Annotated in this window: 21 protein-coding genes; all 21 read left to right on the plus strand. The window is 38.4% G+C overall.

What is annotated here, in order from left to right:
- Positions 1-2: 2 nt before the first annotated feature.
- The 21 genes from FTX43_RS06310 to FTX43_RS06410 all read left to right on the plus strand — a co-directional run bounded on the left by FTX43_RS06310 (position 3) and on the right by FTX43_RS06410 (position 19,000).
- Positions 3-593 carry a malonate decarboxylase holo-ACP synthase gene (locus FTX43_RS06310; RefSeq protein ID WP_147606880.1) on the plus strand — a complete coding sequence of 197 codons (591 nt, stop codon included), beginning with the start codon at positions 3-5 and terminating at the stop codon, positions 591-593.
- 23 nt (positions 594-616) lie between these two features.
- Positions 617-1,702, plus strand: a complete 1,086-nt coding sequence (locus FTX43_RS06315) for an acyltransferase family protein (RefSeq protein WP_147606882.1) — start codon at positions 617-619, stop codon at positions 1,700-1,702.
- A gap of 21 nt (positions 1,703-1,723) precedes the next feature.
- Entirely contained in the window at positions 1,724-2,593 is an 870-nt protein-coding gene (gene mdcB, locus FTX43_RS06320; RefSeq protein ID WP_002345431.1) for a triphosphoribosyl-dephospho-CoA synthase MdcB, read from the plus strand.
- A gap of 111 nt (positions 2,594-2,704) precedes the next feature.
- A complete protein-coding gene (locus tag FTX43_RS06325) occupies positions 2,705-3,469 on the plus strand; it encodes a TIM44-like domain-containing protein (RefSeq protein ID WP_147606884.1) in 765 nt (254 codons plus the stop codon).
- 488 nt (positions 3,470-3,957) lie between these two features.
- Positions 3,958-6,039: a PTS sugar transporter subunit IIA gene (locus tag FTX43_RS06330; protein ID WP_002314025.1), complete on the plus strand. Its 2,082-nt coding sequence runs from the start codon at positions 3,958-3,960 to the stop codon at positions 6,037-6,039.
- A 35-nt stretch (positions 6,040-6,074) separates the two neighbouring features.
- The gene (locus FTX43_RS06335) at positions 6,075-6,377 is read left to right on the plus strand and encodes a PTS sugar transporter subunit IIB (protein ID WP_002292534.1); all 303 of its coding nucleotides are present in this window, start codon (positions 6,075-6,077) and stop codon (positions 6,375-6,377) included.
- Between the two features lie 25 nt (positions 6,378-6,402).
- Entirely contained in the window at positions 6,403-7,692 is a 1,290-nt protein-coding gene (locus FTX43_RS06340; protein ID WP_002312716.1) for a PTS sugar transporter subunit IIC, read from the plus strand.
- A gap of 18 nt (positions 7,693-7,710) precedes the next feature.
- Positions 7,711-8,118 carry a hypothetical protein gene (locus FTX43_RS06345; protein WP_047937430.1) on the plus strand — a complete coding sequence of 136 codons (408 nt, stop codon included), beginning with the start codon at positions 7,711-7,713 and terminating at the stop codon, positions 8,116-8,118.
- 22 nt (positions 8,119-8,140) lie between these two features.
- Positions 8,141-9,010: a class II fructose-bisphosphate aldolase gene (locus tag FTX43_RS06350; RefSeq protein ID WP_047927900.1), complete on the plus strand. Its 870-nt coding sequence runs from the start codon at positions 8,141-8,143 to the stop codon at positions 9,008-9,010.
- A 1-nt stretch (position 9,011) separates the two neighbouring features.
- Entirely contained in the window at positions 9,012-9,632 is a 621-nt protein-coding gene (locus FTX43_RS06355) for an AAA family ATPase (protein ID WP_147606886.1), read from the plus strand.
- A 197-nt stretch (positions 9,633-9,829) separates the two neighbouring features.
- Positions 9,830-10,435 carry an NUDIX hydrolase N-terminal domain-containing protein gene (locus FTX43_RS06360; protein WP_002335169.1) on the plus strand — a complete coding sequence of 202 codons (606 nt, stop codon included), beginning with the start codon at positions 9,830-9,832 and terminating at the stop codon, positions 10,433-10,435.
- A gap of 134 nt (positions 10,436-10,569) precedes the next feature.
- The gene (locus FTX43_RS06365; protein WP_002310676.1) at positions 10,570-11,022 is read left to right on the plus strand and encodes a MarR family winged helix-turn-helix transcriptional regulator; all 453 of its coding nucleotides are present in this window, start codon (positions 10,570-10,572) and stop codon (positions 11,020-11,022) included.
- A gap of 36 nt (positions 11,023-11,058) precedes the next feature.
- On the plus strand, positions 11,059-11,556 hold the full coding sequence (locus FTX43_RS06370) for an N-acetyltransferase (protein WP_002316636.1): 498 nt from the start codon (positions 11,059-11,061) through the stop codon (positions 11,554-11,556).
- A 17-nt stretch (positions 11,557-11,573) separates the two neighbouring features.
- On the plus strand, positions 11,574-12,284 hold the full coding sequence (locus tag FTX43_RS06375; protein WP_002310678.1) for a B3/4 domain-containing protein: 711 nt from the start codon (positions 11,574-11,576) through the stop codon (positions 12,282-12,284).
- 131 nt (positions 12,285-12,415) lie between these two features.
- Positions 12,416-12,838 carry a VOC family protein gene (locus FTX43_RS06380; protein ID WP_171847343.1) on the plus strand — a complete coding sequence of 141 codons (423 nt, stop codon included), beginning with the start codon at positions 12,416-12,418 and terminating at the stop codon, positions 12,836-12,838.
- A 19-nt stretch (positions 12,839-12,857) separates the two neighbouring features.
- A complete protein-coding gene (locus tag FTX43_RS06385) occupies positions 12,858-13,082 on the plus strand; it encodes a hypothetical protein (RefSeq protein ID WP_002310680.1) in 225 nt (74 codons plus the stop codon).
- A gap of 244 nt (positions 13,083-13,326) precedes the next feature.
- A complete protein-coding gene (locus FTX43_RS06390; protein WP_002292548.1) occupies positions 13,327-14,640 on the plus strand; it encodes an NCS2 family permease in 1,314 nt (437 codons plus the stop codon).
- Positions 14,641-14,878: 238 nt separating this feature from the next.
- Positions 14,879-16,501, plus strand: coding sequence for an alpha-glucosidase (locus FTX43_RS06395; protein ID WP_147606888.1), 1,623 nt, complete (start codon positions 14,879-14,881; stop codon positions 16,499-16,501).
- A gap of 163 nt (positions 16,502-16,664) precedes the next feature.
- Positions 16,665-17,099, plus strand: coding sequence for a MarR family winged helix-turn-helix transcriptional regulator (locus FTX43_RS06400; RefSeq protein WP_002310682.1), 435 nt, complete (start codon positions 16,665-16,667; stop codon positions 17,097-17,099).
- Positions 17,100-17,201: 102 nt separating this feature from the next.
- Positions 17,202-18,293, plus strand: a complete 1,092-nt coding sequence (locus FTX43_RS06405) for an NADH-dependent flavin oxidoreductase (RefSeq protein ID WP_002320708.1) — start codon at positions 17,202-17,204, stop codon at positions 18,291-18,293.
- A 29-nt stretch (positions 18,294-18,322) separates the two neighbouring features.
- Entirely contained in the window at positions 18,323-19,000 is a 678-nt protein-coding gene (locus FTX43_RS06410) for a type 1 glutamine amidotransferase domain-containing protein (RefSeq protein ID WP_002310684.1), read from the plus strand.
- The last annotated feature ends 215 nt before the right edge of the window (positions 19,001-19,215 follow it).

Below are 19,215 nucleotides of genomic sequence, written 5' to 3' on the forward strand. Positions count from 1 at the left end.
AAATGATTCAAGCACATGATATTGTTGTTTTTGATAAAAAGGAAATCAAGAAAGAGTTGCCAGAATGGTTGAAGCTTTCTCAACAAGTGTATGGTGTCGTTCGGCGTGCTGAACCTGCTGATCGGGGGTTTTTGCCGATTGGTCTGCGAGGTACGGCACGAAATCAGCGCTTGGCTCTTGAGATTCCAAGTGACTCTGTTCAAAAAGTGATCTATCCATGGACAATCATTGATCGAGAATCTTTTCGAGAAAAGGAAGTTGCCTCCTTTCCTGTTTATCAGCAATTTCATGCGGCTAGAAACATATTATCAGGGTGCAAATGGGGGATCGGCGGCAGCTTAGGATTTGAATTATCAACTGGGATTCCGGCAGTAAAAGAAACCAGCGATTTTGATTTGCTGCTGTACGCAGATTCACCGATTGAATTGCCAATTCAGGCAATTCAATCGCATCCTGCTTTTTTTGAGCAATTCGATACCCAAGTCATTACATCAAAAGGCGGATTTTCGCTAAAAGAATACTTGCGGACACCAGAGAAAAAACTCCTGTTGAAAACAACAACAGGGCCAAAACTAACCAAAGAGATTTGGTAATAAACTAAAAGTGAGAGAAAGCGATGTTTGAAAACAAAAAAATCAAAATCAACGTAAGTGACTTCCAGAAAGTATCAGCTGTAACGGCTGTTATGATGCAAACGATATTGAGCTTTGCTTTGGCAAACAGCCACAGCGCAACAAATACAGCTTTTCTTGGTACCTTTTACGTCATCGTTAAATACACAGCACCAATGTTTATTTTTGCAATTGTCTATAATATGGTAAAAACAAGTCAGCATTTGTCTTATTGGGAATTTTTGAAGGAAAAGTTTTTTGAACTAGTCGTTCCGTATCTTCTATGGACGACGGCTTATCTTTGGCTATTCCCAGCAGTCCAACAACAAACTCCGTATACGGATACTGCAAGCTTTTTACTGAAATATGTCACAGGTGATGGAGCACCTCATTTATGGTATACCGTGATGATGCTGCAGATCCAATTGTTCATGCCGTTTTTTGTTTGGCTCGGTTACAAAGTATTTGCTAATAAAAATTATGTATGGCCAGTATTGATTGGCTCAACGATTTTATATGTTGCATGGTATCTGTTCTATCAAACACAAGTATTGACTGGTCCTTATCATGACAGCTGGTACTTGTTAGATCGGTTTGTTGCTAGTTTTATGATTTACGGGATTTATGGGGTAGCCGCATTTGTTTATCACGAAAAAGTCTATCAATATTTGGACAGAGTACGTTATCTTTTCTTACCTGTTGGCTTAGTTATCGCGTTCTTTTCTGTCCGTTCATTGCTCGCACATCCAGGAGACTTGAGCTTTGCGAATGCGCCTTACTTGAATACGATCCAAAGTTTGTACAGTTTAGTCATCATCTTTGCTGTCTTCATGGGCGCTTCAAAAATGATTGTAAACGATTCGCCAAAATTACCATTGTTCAAATGGTTGTCTGTTTATGCTTACCGTACGTATTTAGCAAATGTCTTTGTTTTCCAAGTACTGTTGTTATTATTTAAAGATAATTGGCTGCAGTTACCTTCAGGATTCATGATTCTTGTAGCGTATCTAATGACGGCAAGTTGTGCATTTGCTTTAAGCTGGTTGCTTCACATCATTTGGGTAGCCATCAAAAAAGGGTTCAACAAGTAATAGAAAGAAGGAGTGAGTGTCATGATAAATGACGAACGAAAAAAAGCAGTGACTCAGCAACTCGCTGCGTTGGTAGAGGAAGCATTGATCGCAGAAGTAACATTAAGCCCAAAACCTGGATTAGTGGATGCACTGGATGCGGGTGCACATTCCGATATGGACTATGCTTTATTTCTTAAGTCTGCGAAGACGCTGACTCCTTTTTTTGAAGAAATGGCTCAAATAGCATGGCAACATGCTATCGATCAAGAGTTAAGAGAAAAGATTGCTGAGATTGGACGGAAAGCGGAAAAGGCAATGTTGATTGCTACAGATGGCATCAATACCCATAAAGGATCGATTTGGGCAATGGGGCTATTGATCAGTGTCACTGCGCAAAAAATCAGTACGGAGCAGCCTTTTTCTTTATCCAAAATACTTGATGATGTCAGTAAACTTGCTGCTTTTCCTGATACAAAATATCGTCATAAAAAAAACACTCATGGGCATACGGTGAAGCAAAAATACGGCATAAATGGTGCATATGAAGAAGCAGTGTTGGGTTATCCGCATATAAGGCTTGCAATCCAAGCTGCTAAGGAGCTAGATAATGATTCTGATGTACAGAAACAAATGCATATGTTGTTAGTTTTGATGAGTTCCTTAGATGACACCTGTGTCTTGCATCGCAGTGATCAGAAAACGTTAGTGGAAATGCAGAAACTTGCTCATGCTGCTAGTCAAAGTGCTTTACCAAATCGTCCATTTATAGCACTGTTGCACTTTTGTCAGGAAAACCAAATCTCTCCTGGAGGAAGCGCAGATCTTTTGTCTGCCAGCTTGTTCATGCTGAAGATAGAGGAAATATGGACTGCCAACACCTATGTCTGTCCGATGTCACTTAATGATTAAATTAAGACAAAGCTGCTAAAAAAACAGTTTATGCATCTGGTTATTGACTCTTCCTTTTAGCAAGGCTATGATAACAATAGTTTTTTGTAATAAAAGATAACGAGGAAGGCAATGAAAAAAATCAATTATTTAGCAATCATTTTGTTAGTGGGCCTATGTTTGTTTGCTCTGCCGACCCAAGGATTCGCTATCGCGGGTGGTCATGGTGGAGGTACATCTAGCGGTCGAAGTTCGGGCAGAGGTTCATTTGGCGGTCGTTCATATGGGGGCAGTTATTTTAGCAGTCGTTCTTACGGCAGAGATTCTTATGGGTATTATGGTCCAAGTACAGGTCCTTCTAGTTATGAGCAAACGGGATTTCTTGCATTAGCTGTTTTGTCAGTAGGAGGGGTTTCTGCTTTTTCTATCGTCAAGAATAAAAGACAAAAGAAAAGGCTGAAAGCGGAGATATTGTCCCGCATGTCAGGAACGGCTAAAGAAAAGAAAGCACAGTTTCTGGAAATCCAAAAGATATTCATGAAGATCCAATCTGCTTGGGAAGAAGAAACTCCTGAAAAAGCCAGAAGCTGTTATACAGACAAGCTGTTTGCCGAACATCAGAAAGTTCTGCAAAAAAACAAAGCAGACGGTGTAAGAAATCATACTAAAAAAATAACTATTCAGGAAGTAGGGAATTATCGACAGATCCACGAAAATAGTTTTGCCATCCGAATTGATTTCAGATGCTGTGATTATTCAGTCGATCGAAAAGATGGGCGAGTGATCTCAGGAAGTAAGACACAACGACAGTTTTTTTCTCAGATATGGTATTTTGATTTTTCTGAGAAAGAAAAAAGATGGCAAGCAGATTTTATCCAGCCGATTATGTTGGATTGACAGAAAATACTTATGAACGGAACTGTGACAAAAATTTTGTCGTAGCTCCTTTTTCTGAATAAACGGTGTTCCAGAGATAGCCTATCGGCAATAAGGCACGATTTTGTAAAATATGGGAAGCTATTTTTCAAAATCGCTTCTTGTCGCTCAAGGCTGAACATCTCTGTCACAACCTCTCCACTAAATGGTGTTCAAAAGCTTGCATCTACGATAATAAGCCCAACCAAATGAAAAATAGGAAGTACTATTTTTGTTTGGCTGTTCTCATTACTTGATGCAGGACAGCTTTTTCACGACCTCTTTTTTGTATAGATGGGCAAAATTTTTGTAATAATAGGCGTATGTCTTTTTCGTTGAGAAGTTGAAAAAGCATACGGCTTATTTTTTGTTTGCTATGCTTACTTTCTTTCCACTTCAAGTGGCAGAAATATCTACTTTTTATTATGTAAGCGGAATCATATACTTGGAATCAGAAGGAGATCATTTCTATGAAAACAAGAACAATTGAAATACTTCACAGAATCATGACAGCCCAATATCCAGTAAAAGCGGAACATCTAGCAGCTGATTTCCATGTCAGTCAGCGGACGATCCGACAGGAAGTTCTTGAAGCGAATATCTGGTTGAGCAGTAAAAAGCTTCCGGAAATCAGAACAATTCGCAACAAAGGTTTTTTGTTGAAACTGGAGAATGACAAGCAAGTTCGATTAGAAACTGAAATAAAAGAGGTGAAAGACGGCTTTTTGAATCGGCGGGAACGTATTTTTGATTTAGTTTTAGCCATTGCTTACAGCCGAAACCCGATCCATCTAAACAAAAAAGAAGAAGAATTTCAAATCTCTAAAAGTACGTTAGATGAAGATATGCGACGATTACGAGCAACACTGGTCAGTTATGGAATCGAGATCGTCAGTTATGGAAAGCAGGGACTGGTTTATAAAGGTTCAGAACGATCTATCCGTACGATGATCTATGATTTTATCAATCAGAATCTGGGGATGACCGACTTCTTTATGAATCAAGACGCGCAACTAACACCGGCTCAAAAAATCTTTTTCCATTATTTTCCTTTGGTGGAAATCAAAAAAATAGAGGAGATCTATTCCAATAAGTTGTTAAAACAAGAGGATGATATTTATAAAAAGCAAATTCTGCTTTTTACATTGATCTGGATCCAGCGAATCAGGAAACATGAATTCATCTCCGCCATTAATTGGAAAAATACAGAAATAAAAGACAGCAGCTTCTCTGCATTTATCGACTACATGATCACGGAATTTCAGTTGAACAATGTCCCACAAGTAGAAAGAAATTATCTTCGTTTCACTATCGAGACGTTCAATGCTAGAGATATCTCCAATTCGATTGAGTGGGTACAAGCTCAACTACTAACGATCCAATTGATCCAATTTGTAGAGAACGAGACACACATACCTTTTCATCTAAAAGAAGAAGCTTTATTCGAAAATCTCTATAAACACATGGCTGCACTGATCATAAGAATCAAGCATGCTATCCAAGTCATGAATCCATTGAAAGAAAACATCCGAACAAATTATTTTCCAATCCACCGCGCAGTCACTCATTTTGTTCCTACGATCGAAGAAGTAATTGGCGGCAAGATACTGGAGGACGAGATAGCTTTTCTTGTCATCCACTTTTCGACGATTGCCAGTGTGATCAAGCGAGACCTGAATTATGTTTATCAATCAGTTGTTGTCTGTAATCACGGCATGGCTACCGGGAATCTGTTAGCAGAAAATCTGAAAGAAAAATTTCCTCAGATCGAGATTACTGCAGTTTTAAGTTCAAAAGAAATCGAATTAGTGGATAAACTGGATGTCGATTTGGTTTTCAGCACCTTTCAATTGAATTATCGAAACAAGCCGCTTTTAGTTGTCGATCCAATTCTGACTGAGACGAATATTTTAGTTATAGAAGATTTTTTGAAAAGAAATGAAGAACTGCAGCGGTTAAAACCTAACAGTCATGAATCGACGCAGTTATTCACTCAAATAATCGGTGTCATGGAAGAAAGTGGTGGCCGAGTGGACCGCATCATCTATGGCAAGTTGGAAAAATTATTCGAAACAAACAATTTAGAAATCAACAAAAGGGAGGTCCAGCCTATGTTAAAAGATATTTTGACGGACAGCAATATCATAATTAAAGAAAAAGCCGTTACTTGGGAGGAATCGATTGAACGAGCTGCTAAACCATTGGTCAAAGAAAACATTGTTGAAGAACGCTATGTCGAAGCGATGATTCGTGCAGTGAATGAATACGGGCCATATATCGTGATTGGTAAACACATGGCGCTAGCCCATGCTCGACCAGAAGATGGGGTCAATAAGTTAGGAGTCAGCGTAGCTACGATTGAGCAACCAATCGATTTCGGTAATCCTGAAATGGATCCAGTAAAGATCATTTTTTGTTTAGCAGCAGTAGATTCCTACTCGCATCTGAACATCATGAAAGAACTGATCGAACTGATCAACAACGAAGAGAAGTTGGATCGATTGATCGAATGCACCAATGTGGAAGATTTCAAACAACTGCTTTTTCAGTAGTTGAGAAATAATAAATGATACGGGGGAGAACAAAGATGAACAAATTGAACATTTTATTCGTATGCGGCGCAGGTTTAGGAAGTAGTTTTGCAGCACAGATGTCTGCTGAGGATGTTTTGAACAAATTAGGAGTAGAAGCCAAACTGGACCATTGTGATATTTCTTCTGCAGTGTCCATGAAACCAGATGTGATCATCACAGCAGAAAATTTTCGCTCGCAGTTCGAAAAATTCTCAGTCGATCCTAAAACAGCGATGATCTATTTGAAAAATATTGTCTCGAAAAATGAAATTGAAGAAAAAATCACCCCAGTTTTACAAGATAAGGGAGTTATCTAAATAAAAAAGAAAAGAGGATAAAAACATGGGCGTTATCAATTTTATCATCGAAAATATTTTGACTCAGGCATCGATCACCATTGCATTGATTGCTATGTTGGGTCTACTGCTGCAGAAGAAATCAGCAGGACAAGTCATTTCTGGCACGTTAAAGACACTCCTAGGATTCCAAGTGTTGAGTGCCGGTTCGAGTATCATCGTTGGGAGTTTAACTTATTTCGGGAAAATTTTTACTGAAGGATTCCATATGCAAGGGATCATCCCTTCGATTGAATCTATCAATGGTCAAGCAATGAATGATTTAGGTTTAGGCAGAGATATTGCGCTGACGTTCTTAGCCATTTTTGTATTCAATATTCTTTTAGCACGGTTCACAAAATGGAAGTACATTTTTCTAACTGGTCAAGCCATTTTATGGATGGCGACGATGACGACAGTCTTTGGTTATTTCGCCGGTCTGCGAGGAATCGTATTGATCTTAGTCGGTGGTTTTATCGGAGCTTGTTTCGCCATTGCTATGCCGGCAGTAGCACAACCAATCATTCGTAAAATCACAGGATCAAATGATATTGCTTTAGGGCATTTTTGTACGATTGGGTACTTATTTGAAGCCGGTGTGGCTAAACTTTTTGGTGAGAAAGGCGAAAATAAAAAATCGATCGAAGATATCAAGCTGCCTACACATTTCGAGTTTTTGCAAGATACTTATCTGTCTGTCATGGTCGTGATGGTTCCACTATATATCATCACAGTTTTATTTGCAGGTGAACCATTCGCTTCTGAATTATCAGGAGATCAAAACTATATCATGTTTGCCTTTTTACAAGCCATCCAATTCGTAGTGGGTGTGTATGTATTGCTAGCTGGTGTACGTCTACTGTTAGGTGAAATCGTGCCGGCATTTCGAGGGATAGCTATGAAATTAGTTCCTGACGCGATTCCTGCCTTAGATTGTCCAGTTTTCTTTCCCTATAGCCCAAATGCTGTTATTTTAGGTTTCATTACGACAACGATCGGTACGATTATTGCCATGTTCACTTTGCCGATGTTCGGCTTAGCGATGATTTTACCAGGTATGCTAACGAATTTCTTTGCCGGAGGAACAGCGGGGATATTTGGTAACGCAGTTGGCGGACGTCGAGGAGCGATCATTGGCGGTATTGCTCATGGCTTCTTTATTACATTATTGCCTGCTTTGCTAGTAACGATCTTTAATTCGATGGGGTTCATCAATGCTACAGCAACCGATGTAGATACAGTAGCCGCCGCACTCTTATATGCCTGGATTTTAAGCCCAATTTTGAAAGCATTTTAATTGAAAGTAGGGAAAATGATGTTCGGATTTTTTAAGAAAAAAGAAAATGAACCAAAAAAAAGATTGATAAAAGAGGAAAAAATCCTCTCGCCAGAAGCGATCGAAAAGATTCAATCAGAGATTACACAATTAAATCAAGAGATTTCAACGACCCAAGAGAAGCACGAATTAGCGGAACTTTATGAACAAATTGGACTTAAATTTTCTGAATTGTATGAGAACGATCAAGCCATCCAATATTTAGAAAAGAGCTTGGAAAATAAACAGACGATCGGAGATGGGTATAAAAAACTGATGAGCCTCTATAACCAGAAGCGTGCAGATGCTGCTCGTGCTGGGGATGATCAAGGAATCGATTACTACATGGGCAAAATGGATGAGATGCGACAAATTGCAAAACAAGTAACGATCAAAGGAAATAAATAAAAAGATAAGGTGGCAATAAAAGATGTATACAACATTGAAAGAAGTAACAAAAACAGCAGAAGAATTGAATTTTACAGTTGGAGCTTTTAATACACATAACCTAGAAATGCTTCCTGCCATGCTAGGCGCAGCAAAAGAAATGGGCTCGCCGATCATTATTCAAACAAGTGTCGACACCGCAAAATATATCGGCATGCATGTGTTAGTCAATGTAATGACAGCTATTGCAGAAGAAGAAATGGTTGATGCAGTCTTGCACTTAGACCACGCCCGAGACTTTGATGATATCAAAGAAGCAATCGATAGCGGATATACTTCTGTCATGTATGACGGGTCCCATCTGCCTTTCAAAGAAAATATCTTGAAAACGAAAGCAGTGGTAGAATATGCCCATGCACACGGTGTTTCCGTAGAAGGAGAACTTGGAACGATCGGCGGTACAGAAGAAGGGATCCATGTCGCTGAAAATGACAAGGTATATACAAGACCGGAAGATGCAGTGAAATTTGTAGAAGCTACAGGTGTGGATGCATTAGCTATTGCTATTGGTACGAATCATGGACAATTCAAATCAAAAACAGAAGTGAACATTCCCTTGCTGAAAGAAATCGATGCAGTAGTCGATGTCCCCCTCGTTATCCATGGCGGAACAGGTGTGAAAGAAGAAGATTATCCTGAATTGATCAATAGCGGGATCCGCAAATTCAATGTTGGAACGGAGCTTTTAGTCAACTGGACAAAAGTGGCTAAAGGAACCTTTAGTGAAACAGAAATCAACAAGTCTCTTCGCCATAATGTGATTCCAGCAAATGAAGCAGTAAAAGAAATTGTCAAGCATAAGATTGGACTGTTTATGAACTTGGAAAGTCCAATTAACTTAGGAAACAAATGAGATGAAAAAGTATTTCATTCTTCTAGCTGGTAGTCCTGGTACAGGAAAAACATATCTTATGAATAAACTACGGGAACGATTTCTAGATATGTATGCCATCACGCTCGATGAAATCAAGGAATATTATGCAGAATCCATCGGTTTTAACAACTTGGAAGAACGGGCGGAACAAGAAAGGACGAAAGTTTATCCTTTCTATTACAAAGCACTTGATCTGTATATGGAAGCAGGAAAGAAAGTGATTGTGTCCGAGTATCCTTTTAGTGATAAGCAAAAAACTCGACTCCAAGAATTAGCAGAAAGATACGGATATCAGGTGATCACGATTCGCCTGACAGCAGATTTTGAAGTGTTATGGCAACGTCGGTACAAACGTGATCGTGAACCAGATCGTCATTTGAGCTATATCATGGATCATTATCACTATGGCGACATATTGGAAGATCGATCGAAAGGGACGAACCATATTACGAAAGAAGCATTCAAAAAGATCATCACTGACCGAAAATATGATGAATTCCAGTTAGGAACACTATATGAATTTGATGTAACAGACTATGCTCAAGTGGATTACACCTCGCTATTAGATAAATTAGAAGAAGAAATCAATGACAATAAATAACGAAGAAATGGTTTGATAGTAACAGATAAGAATAAAGACATTTGGTTCCCAGAGGAGCCAAATGTCTTTTTGTTCTAAAATGTTTTTTTAATATTCTTTTATTTATTGCCGATTTCCTTGTGTTTATTTGCCGTAATTAGGTCAGTCTTCTATACTTGATTACATAGTCATACATTCGATGAAAAGAAGGGAAGAGAATGAATAACAAGTTGGCTCAATACAAAAGACTACTCGCACTTTCTCAAGCTGGTCTGTATTATGGAAAAGATGTATTCGATAAAGAACGATTTGAGGAGATTCGGACGATCTCATTGGAATTGATCAGTGAAATAGGAAAAGAAACTTTCGAAGAAATAAAAGCACTTACAGTTATTGAAGAAGGTCATCCCACACCAAAAGTTGATGTTCGTGCCTATATCAAAAAAGACGGCAAGATCCTACTAATCGAAGATAAACGGACGAAAGAATGGTCACTGCCAGGCGGATTTGCCGAAATAGGTTTATCTCCTGAAGAAAACGTGCGGAAAGAAGTCTATGAAGAAACGGGTTTAACAGTAGAATCTACACAGCTGCGAGCGGTTTTTGATACGAATAAACAAAAAGATATTCCGCAGCTTTTTCAGTATTATAAGCTTGTTTTTGCTTGTACGATCCACGATGAAGATGCAAAATTTATTGAGAACAACGAAACTTCCGACATGGGGTTTTTTAGCATAGAAGAGTTGCCAAAGCTATCAGAAAAACGAACAACAAAGAAGCAGTTGCTCATTTTAGAAAACAAAAACCAGCTTTATTGCGATTGAGTTTTTTCGTAAAAGAAGAAAGCTATTTACTCTGCGAGTTCTCTAAAAAGAACTCGTTCTTTTATTAAAAAATAGTTGCATTTGCAACAAAAAGAGGTAAACTAGTCTTACAAACAAAATAAAGGTGGGGTGAAATGGCTGAAATTCTTCGAGACATCGGAATGATTGCCCGAGCGCTGGATTCTATCAGCAATATCGAATTCAAAGAAGTTGATTTAACAAGAGGGCAGTATCTTTATTTAGTACGTATTTGCGAAAATCCAGGAATCATCCAAGAAAAACTAGCAGAAATGATCAAAGTAGATCGTACAACGACTGCACGAGCAATCAAGAAATTAGAATCCAATGGGATGATCGAACGTTTGGAAGATAAAGAAAATAAAAAAATCAAGAAACTCTATCCGACTAAAAAAGGAGCAGAAATCTATCCTTTCATCATCCGAGAAAACAACTACTCTAATGCAGTCGCATTAAATGGTCTGTCTGACGAGGAAGCGAAACAATTGGAATATCTTTTAAAGAAAGTATGCAAGAATATTAGCGAAGATTGGAATTTTGTCAAAAAAGGTAATAAAAGGATCTATTGAAAGGAAGAAGCCGTGAATAAATACGAAATTCGAAAAATGACGCCTTCAGATGTAGACTTACTACAACAAATCAGTATCGAAACATTTACAGATACATTTGGAAAAGATAATTCGCCGGAGCATCTAGCTGCTTACTTGAGACAAGCTTATGCGCCAGAAAAACTTACAGAAGAGCTAAAAGAGAAAGAAACTGATTTTTTACTAGTAAGTATCGACCAAGAGCCTGCGGGTTACCTGAAACTAAATATAGGAACGAGTCAATCTGAGGAAATGGATGATCATTTTTTAGAAATCGAGCGAATCTATGTACGAAAAAAATTTAAACATCAAGGTATTGGTACATTTTTACTAGATACAGCTATCAAAAAAGCAAAAGAAAAGCAAAAAACAGCCATTTGGCTCGGTGTGTGGGAACACAACGATGTTGCGCTCGCTTTCTATCGCAAAAGAGGATTTACCAAGTACAGTGAACATATTTTTTATATGGGAGATGATCCCCAAACAGACGATCTATTCATCAAGGAATTATTCTAATCAAGAGGTGTAAACATATGAAAAAAGTAATAGTGGATGCCAATTTTTGGGAAGTATTTCCTGAAGCAACCATCGAAATCTTATCCGCGAGTGGTATCGATAATCACGTAACAGAAGAAACTGAAGAAACGTATCATCAATTATTGAATAGCGCGGCAAAAGAAGCAAGAAATTACCTTACAGAAGAAACATTCAGCCAAAACGAAGTCATTGCTCAGTGGCGTCAGGCTTTTACCACATTCAAGACTAAAAAAGGTGCACGTTCTTCTATTGAAGCTTTACTGAAACGTGCAAATCAAGAACGGGAATTTTTCCCAATCAATCCGCTTGTAGATATTTATAATAGTATTTCCTTGTCTTTTGGCGTACCTTGCGGCGGAGAAGATATCGAAAAGATTTCAGGAAATCTGCATCTAGGAAAAGCCCAAGGTGGCGAATCATTCCTGCCTTTAGGTGCAGATTCCGATGCTCCGGCACTTCCGGAAGAAATCATCTACTATGATGAACAAGGAGCAATCTGTCGCTGTCTCAACTGGCGTGAAGCCCAAAGAACGATGCTGACGGAAGAAACGCAAGCAGCGGTGCTGGTCATTGAATCCATCAATGCTGAACAAGCGGCACGCGGCGCACAGGCAATCGAAGCGTTGAAGGAAAAAATCGATCAAACATTTGGCGTGTCTAGTGTCAGACACACACTAACCAAAGCTGAATCAGAAGCAGAATTATAAAAAAATCGAAAAAAGAAGAGCGGCATTTATTGCAGTTCTTTTTTTGTAAAAAAATTAATGGAGTACAGAAACTATTGCTTTATTTTTCTTGAATAGGATTAAACACAAGGTGTTCGCGCTTTCGTGATATAATGGAATCAGTTTATAGACAGGTAAGAAAATCAACTAGAAAGAAGGGTCAAACGATGATACAAAAAACACGTGTGATGCTTTACGTCAATGACGTAGAGATGATTTGCCGATTCTTTGTAGAAAAAATTGGTGCAGAAATTTCAGAAACGATCGAATTGCCAGAAGAATTTAAGAGTATTGTACTGAGTATCTCAAAAGAATTAGAATTAGGTATATTTCCAAAAGTATTTGTGCAGAAGTTTTCACCAGAAGTATTGGGACCGCCACCTTCTTTAGTCTTTTTTACGGATGAATTTGAAACTATCTACGAGAACATGGACGAACCTGGAGAAATCACAGACAACAATGGCGTCTTGACTTTCAATTTTTCGGACCCTGAAGGCAATTATTTTGTTATAGGAAAAGCTGAGTCGTCTGTTTGAATAAAAAGGAGGAAAAACAGTGGATCTAATGGGAAGGCTAGAAGGTTATTTGAAGTATCGGCGAGCAAAACATAGTGAGAAGCTTCGAGCAAGGAATCTCAAATCAGGTAAAAAGAAGACAAAAGGTTGGGGAAAAATGGTCGATACAGGTTTTGGCGGACTAAATAACCTAAATCCTGTTGATACAAAAGAATTCATCAAAGAAGAGCAGAAACGAAATGGTAAAATCAAATCACACTATTGATTTTTGAGACTAGAATGAAGAAACTTTATTAACACAATAAAGAAATTCTTGTAATCCAAAGTGAATGTTCATGAACTTTGAGATAAAGGGATTTAATCAGATGGAACGTTCGGATTTTGCTTGAAATCCGAATTTTTTGTTTACTTATGTTTTGTTTTAGTATATGATAAAACACGTTGTTTTATTAATAAATCGAAATTTTAACGGACTTTATTTATAATGTTCGGATTTAGGGGGATGGAAGATGAAGGAAAAAATACTTTCCTACTTCGAAATAGAAAAATTGAACACCACGGTAAAACGTGAGGTACTGGCAGGATTTACGACATTTATTTCAATGGCCTATATCTTATTTGTAAATCCAACTGTATTAGGCGCTTCTGGAATGGATGAAGGAGCGGTGTTCACTGCGACTGCATTAGCCAGTGCGATTGGCTGTATTTTGATGGGGGTATTAGCCCGTTATCCAATTGGAACGGCACCTGCTCTTGGGATCAATGCTTTCTTTGCTTATTCTGTTTGTTTAGGGATGGGGATCCCATGGGAAACAGCATTGTCCGGCGTATTCGTTGCTTCTTTGATCTTTATTTTGATTACAATCTTCAAACTGCGGGAAATGATCATTGATGCGATCCCAGCAGATTTGAAATATGCGATTTCTGGTGGTATCGGTCTATTTATTGCTTTCCTTGGTCTGAGCGAAGGTGGCATCATCGTTTCGAATGAATCTACATTAGTAGGATTAGGATCACTCAACGTTGGTTCTACTTGGTTGACGATTTTTGGATTAGTCGTCACGGCTATCTTGCTTGTTCGACGTGTACCAGGTGGCATTTTCATCGGGATGGCAGCTACAACGATTTTAGGTCTGGTCACAGGTTTGATTCCAATGCCTTCTGAAATTGTTGCCGCAGCACCAAGTTTGAAACCAACATTTTTAGTTGCGTTAAAACATGTAGGGGACATCAATTCTCTTCAAATGTGGGTCGTAGTACTAACATTCTTGCTTGTGACTTTCTTTGATACAGCAGGAACTTTAGTTGGATTAGCAAATCAAGCAGGTTTTATGAAAGACAACAAGATGCCTCGTGTAGGGAAAGCTTTAGCTTCTGATTCAACAGCTATGCTTGCGGGCTCCTTATTAGGTACTTCTCCTGTTGGTGCATTCGTAGAATCGTCAGCTGGAATCGCTGTTGGAGGACGCTCAGGAATCACAGCAATTACTACAGGAATCTTTTTCTTGTTAGGTTTGTTCTTTTCTCCATTACTATCAGTTGTTACTTCACAAGTAACTGCACCAGCATTGATCATGGTAGGTGTTTTGATGGCTCAATCATTACGTCAAATCGAATGGGGAAAATTAGAGATTGCGATCCCTTCCTTCTTGATCTTGATCGGCATGCCTTTAACTTATAGTATTTCAGATGGGATTGCATTAGGTTTTATTTTCTATCCAATTACGATGTTAGCGGCTAAAAGAGGAAAAGAAGTATCTCCAATCATGTATGGTCTGTTCTTTGTATTCGTGGGATTCATGTGGATATTGAATGTGAAATAAAGAGGTTGTGAAATAAAGAGGTTGTGAAATAAAGAGGTTGTGAAATCAGCGTTCTTCCCTACATCAATCAATCCTTTCAAAAAACAGTTGAGGAAATTTCCTCAGCTGTTTTTTTGTTTTATTCTGTTACCGATAACAAGGTGCAATGACTGTTTGAAAGCGTTACAATTTTTGGTGGAAGAAACTAAACTAGATGATTAAGCGAAAAATAGAAACATCCATTTATAGGAGGGAAATCATGGAACGAAAATGGTGGCACCATTCAGTTGTTTATCAAATCTATCCAAGAAGTTTTCAAGATTCAAATCAAGATGGTATTGGAGATTTGCGGGGGATTATTTCCAGGTTGGATTATCTGGCGTATTTAGGTATTGATGCAATTTGGCTTTCTCCAGTATACGAGTCTCCGAATGATGACAATGGGTATGATATCAGTAATTATCAAGCAATCATGGCAGAATTCGGTACGATGGAAGAAATGGAAGAACTGATTGAAGAAGCAAAGAAAAGAAATATCCGTATCATCATGGATCTGGTGGTGAATCATACTTCTGATGAACATCCGTGGTTCATTGAGGCCCGTAAAAATAAAGAAAATCCTTATCGGGACTATTATATTTGGCGTGATCCGGTCAATGGAAAAGAGCCTAATAGATTGCGCTCAATATTCAGTGGTTCTGCTTGGCAGTTGGATGAAAAAACGGGGCAATATTTTCTGCACTTGTATAGCAAGCGTCAACCTGATTTGAATTGGAAAAATAAACAGGTTCGCCAAGAGATTTATCAAATGATGAATTTCTGGATCGATAAAGGTATTGGTGGCTTTCGTATGGACGTGATCGATATGATTGGCAAAGAACCGGATAAAGAAATCACAAGTAATGGACCTAAACTGCATGAGTATCTTCAGGAAATGAATCAAGCAACTTTTGGCGACAAAAATCTGATGACCGTTGGCGAAACATGGGGAGCAACTACCGAGATTGCTAAACTTTATTCCAATCCTAAAAGAAAGGAATTATCCATGATCTTCCAATTCGAACACATAGGATTAGATCAGCAAGAAGGCAAAGACAAATGGGATTTGAAACCTTTAAGTATCTCTGAACTGAAAAAAGTATTATCGAAATGGCAAACTTCTTTGGGGGATGAAGGATGGAATAGTTTATTTTGGAATAATCATGATCTCCCGCGAATTGTTTCTCGTTGGGGAAATGACGATATGTATCGAAAAGAAAGTGCCAAGATGTTTGCTATCTTGCTTCATATGATGAAAGGCACTCCTTATATCTATCAAGGAGAAGAATTAGGCATGACGAATTGCCCAATTGATGATATCGCGGAAGCAAAAGATATTGAGACAATCAATATGTATAACGAAAGGATTTCTTCTGGATTTACAAAAGAGGAAATCTTGGAATCAATCAATGCGAAAGGAAGAGACAATGCTAGGACGCCTATGCAATGGAACGCCAGTGAACATGCTGGGTTTACTATGGGAATTCCATGGCTTCGAGTCAACCCAAATTATAAAGAAATCAATGCAGAAGAAGCGTTAGCAGATCAAAAATCTGTTTTTTATATGTACAAAAAATTGATCGATTTGCGTAGAAAACACGACATCATCGTCTGGGGTGACTATGAATTAGTAGAAGAGACGCCAGAGCATATCTTTGCCTATTCTCGCACATATGAAGACCATCGATGGCTCGTTGTTTGCAATATATCCAGTGAAAAACAGGTGTTCACTGTTCCACGTGAAGCTTTAAGGGTTATTGTATCAAATTATCCTCTGAAACAGTTACCAGACGGCAAAGTTGAGTTACGACCATATGAAGCATTTGTGGTGGAAGTAAAATAAAGAAAAGCTTATTTGATTGAAACGTATTACCGAGAGGTTGTGACATATTTTTTGTCACAACTTCTTTTTCTCAAAACTAAACAGAGGAGGCGGTCATTACTCCGTGTTTTTTGACAAAAAATAAAAATCATACTATGATATGTACGCCAATGGAGGGGATGAAATGGAAAAGCCAATTGAAAAAGCGTTGGATGAATGTCTTTTCTTTAGTGTGAAAAAGCTTGATCGCATGTTGAATAAATTAGCTGATGAAGCATTTAGAAAAACAGGCCTGGCACCAACATATGGATTTATTTTATTGATATTAAAAGAAAAAGATGGTATACCGCAAAAAGATATTGCGCAAATGCTCTATTCTGCGCCTTCAACAATCGCTCGTTTTGTTGAAAAATTAGAATATAAAGGATACGTCAAAACAGTTAGCGAAGGACGCTTGTCATTGGTTTATCTTACAGAACAAGGACGCCAATTTACTAAGGAAGTCGATGGTAGCTGGGAAGAACTCCATCAGTCGTACAAAGCAGTCTTGGGAAATGAAGCAAGTAAAGAATTAGCCGAGATAATGAATGAAGCAACAGATAAGTTACAAAAAAAATAAAAATTTTTTTAAGCAAAATAGTTGCATGTACAACTAATCGAGTGGTTTAATGATAGATGATTCTCGATAGGTTAATTAGAGCAATTCATGGGAGGAATAACAATGTCACAATTTGATCAATCAATTACTTTACCTTCAGGAGTTCAATTGAAGAATCGATTGATGCTGTCGCCTATGACGACACAACTCAGCTTCTTCAATGGTGTGATCACCGAAGATGAGATTACTTATTATAAACAACGTTCTAAAGGACTTGGTGCTGTTATTACTGGTGCTGCAAATGTCCAAGATATCGGGAAAGGTTGGCCAGGTGAACTGAGCATCGCTCATGATGAAATGATTCCTCGGTTAAGTGAACTAGCTAAAGCAATCCAAGGAGACGGTGCAAAAGCGATTGTTCAGATTTTCCACGGTGGACGAATGACTAGTCGAGCTACTCTATCCGGAGAACAGCCTGTATCTGCAAGTGCAGTTGCAGCGGAACGACCTGATGCAGAAACACCGCGAGCATTAAGTGAAAATGAAATCAAAGAAACAATCCAAGCATTTGGCGAAGCCACACGCAGAGCGATTGAATCAGGATTTGATGGTATCGAGTTGCATGGAGCAAATACGTATTTGATTCAACAATTTTTCTCTCCACATTCGAATAGACGAGAGGATCAATGGGGCGGTAGCTTAGAAAATCGCTATCGTTTTATTGACGAATTATTAACAACGGTTTTCTCAACGGTTGAAAAATATGCAAAAAAACCATTCATCGTAGGGTATCGTTTCTCACCAGAAGAATATGAAACACCAGGTATTCGTTTTGAAGACACGATCTGGCTTCTTGAACGATTACGTGAGACAAAACTAGATTATCTGCATGTTTCATTAAATGCGTATGATCGAAGAGCCCGTTCTGATAAATACAGCGATCAGTCGATTCTTGAAGCTGTCCACGACACGATCCAAGGAAAGATCCCTTTAATTGGTGTCGGAGGCATCCGTACTCGCAAAGATGTAGAGCAAGTACTGAAATATGCAGAACTTGCAGCAATTGGACAGCAAATGATCGTCGATCCTGACTGGGCAGAGAAGTTATTGGAAAACCGTGAGGATGAATTTGTAACGAAACCTTTTGAAGAAGCATATAAAGAGCTTTATTTGCCAAGTCCATTATATAATTTCTTGAAAGCACGTTATCAATAACTCAATTTTTATAGAAAGAGGATGGAAAAATGAAAGTATTGATCGTATTAACAAATGTAGAAAAGTACGAAAAGATCGAGCGTCCTACAGGTTTGTGGTTAAGTGAACTAACTCATTTTTATGATGTATTAGTAAAAAATGGAATCGATGCAGATTTTGTCAGTCCTAAAGGTGGATATGTACCTTTAGAACCGCAAAGCGTTTTGAATATGGATGAAATCGATTGGGCCTATTATAAAGATGAAGATTTCAGAAATCGGGCCTTGGGAAATACCTTACGTCCTGATGATGTGGATGCAAAAGATTATGCAGCAGTTTATTATGCTGGTGGCCACGGAACAATGTGGGATTTTCCAGAAGCAACAGATCTTGGGAAAGTTGCTTCACAAATCTATCGAAATGAAGGACTGGTCTCAGCTGTTTGTCACGGTGTTGTCGGATTGTTGCCAGTTACAGATGAATCTGGAAAGTCTATTTTAGCTGGACGCACAGTGACTGGATTCAGTAATGAAGAAGAGGAAGCCAATGGTACAACGAATGAAGTACCATTCTTAGCAGAAGATGCTTTGAAAGAAAAAGGAGCTGACTATCAGTCAGGTCCAGCTTTTTCAGAAGTCGTTCAAATCGATGGACGTCTTCTTACAGGGCAAAACCCTCAATCTGCTCATCAATTGGGCGAAGTAGTGGTTGAAGCATTAAAGCATTAAAAATTGTCAACATAAAAATGATAGGTCTATTCTAACTATTACATTACACACGCTAAAACTCGTCTTTTCGTTCTTTTCTGTTTCCTATTTGGACAGAGGTACGCAAAAGGCGAGTTTTTTGCCTTTCTAAGAGTACATTTTTTGAAACATCTCTTCAGAAATGATACTCTTCAATTAGGTCAACTAATTTATTACTGAGAAGCAGACCTAGTCAC

This window comes from Enterococcus sp. DA9 (assembly GCF_008000875.1).
Classification (GTDB): Bacteria; Bacillota; Bacilli; order Lactobacillales; family Enterococcaceae; genus Enterococcus_B; species Enterococcus_B lactis.

Excerpts from the sequence above, each read along its gene's own strand:
- mdcB (WP_002345431.1), top strand. The coding sequence starts at position 1,724 with ATGATAAATGACGAACGAAAAAAAGCAGTGACTCAGCAACTCGCTGCG.
- FTX43_RS06350 (WP_047927900.1), top strand. The coding sequence starts at position 8,141 with ATGTATACAACATTGAAAGAAGTAACAAAAACAGCAGAAGAATTGAAT.
- FTX43_RS06395 (WP_147606888.1), top strand. The coding sequence starts at position 14,879 with ATGGAACGAAAATGGTGGCACCATTCAGTTGTTTATCAAATCTATCCA.
- FTX43_RS06410 (WP_002310684.1), top strand. The coding sequence starts at position 18,323 with ATGAAAGTATTGATCGTATTAACAAATGTAGAAAAGTACGAAAAGATC.
- FTX43_RS06390 (WP_002292548.1), top strand. The coding sequence starts at position 13,327 with ATGAAGGAAAAAATACTTTCCTACTTCGAAATAGAAAAATTGAACACC.
- FTX43_RS06365 (WP_002310676.1), top strand. The coding sequence starts at position 10,570 with ATGGCTGAAATTCTTCGAGACATCGGAATGATTGCCCGAGCGCTGGAT.
- FTX43_RS06310 (WP_147606880.1), top strand. The coding sequence starts at position 3 with ATGATTCAAGCACATGATATTGTTGTTTTTGATAAAAAGGAAATCAAG.
- FTX43_RS06380 (WP_171847343.1), top strand. The coding sequence starts at position 12,416 with ATGGAATCAGTTTATAGACAGGTAAGAAAATCAACTAGAAAGAAGGGT.
- FTX43_RS06375 (WP_002310678.1), top strand. The coding sequence starts at position 11,574 with ATGAAAAAAGTAATAGTGGATGCCAATTTTTGGGAAGTATTTCCTGAA.
- FTX43_RS06335 (WP_002292534.1), top strand. The coding sequence starts at position 6,075 with ATGAACAAATTGAACATTTTATTCGTATGCGGCGCAGGTTTAGGAAGT.
- FTX43_RS06340 (WP_002312716.1), top strand. The coding sequence starts at position 6,403 with ATGGGCGTTATCAATTTTATCATCGAAAATATTTTGACTCAGGCATCG.
- FTX43_RS06370 (WP_002316636.1), top strand. The coding sequence starts at position 11,059 with ATGACGCCTTCAGATGTAGACTTACTACAACAAATCAGTATCGAAACA.
- FTX43_RS06360 (WP_002335169.1), top strand. The coding sequence starts at position 9,830 with ATGAATAACAAGTTGGCTCAATACAAAAGACTACTCGCACTTTCTCAA.
- FTX43_RS06355 (WP_147606886.1), top strand. The coding sequence starts at position 9,012 with ATGAAAAAGTATTTCATTCTTCTAGCTGGTAGTCCTGGTACAGGAAAA.
- FTX43_RS06325 (WP_147606884.1), top strand. The coding sequence starts at position 2,705 with ATGAAAAAAATCAATTATTTAGCAATCATTTTGTTAGTGGGCCTATGT.
- FTX43_RS06405 (WP_002320708.1), top strand. The coding sequence starts at position 17,202 with ATGTCACAATTTGATCAATCAATTACTTTACCTTCAGGAGTTCAATTG.
- FTX43_RS06330 (WP_002314025.1), top strand. The coding sequence starts at position 3,958 with ATGAAAACAAGAACAATTGAAATACTTCACAGAATCATGACAGCCCAA.
- FTX43_RS06315 (WP_147606882.1), top strand. The coding sequence starts at position 617 with ATGTTTGAAAACAAAAAAATCAAAATCAACGTAAGTGACTTCCAGAAA.
- FTX43_RS06345 (WP_047937430.1), top strand. The coding sequence starts at position 7,711 with ATGTTCGGATTTTTTAAGAAAAAAGAAAATGAACCAAAAAAAAGATTG.
- FTX43_RS06400 (WP_002310682.1), top strand. The coding sequence starts at position 16,665 with ATGGAAAAGCCAATTGAAAAAGCGTTGGATGAATGTCTTTTCTTTAGT.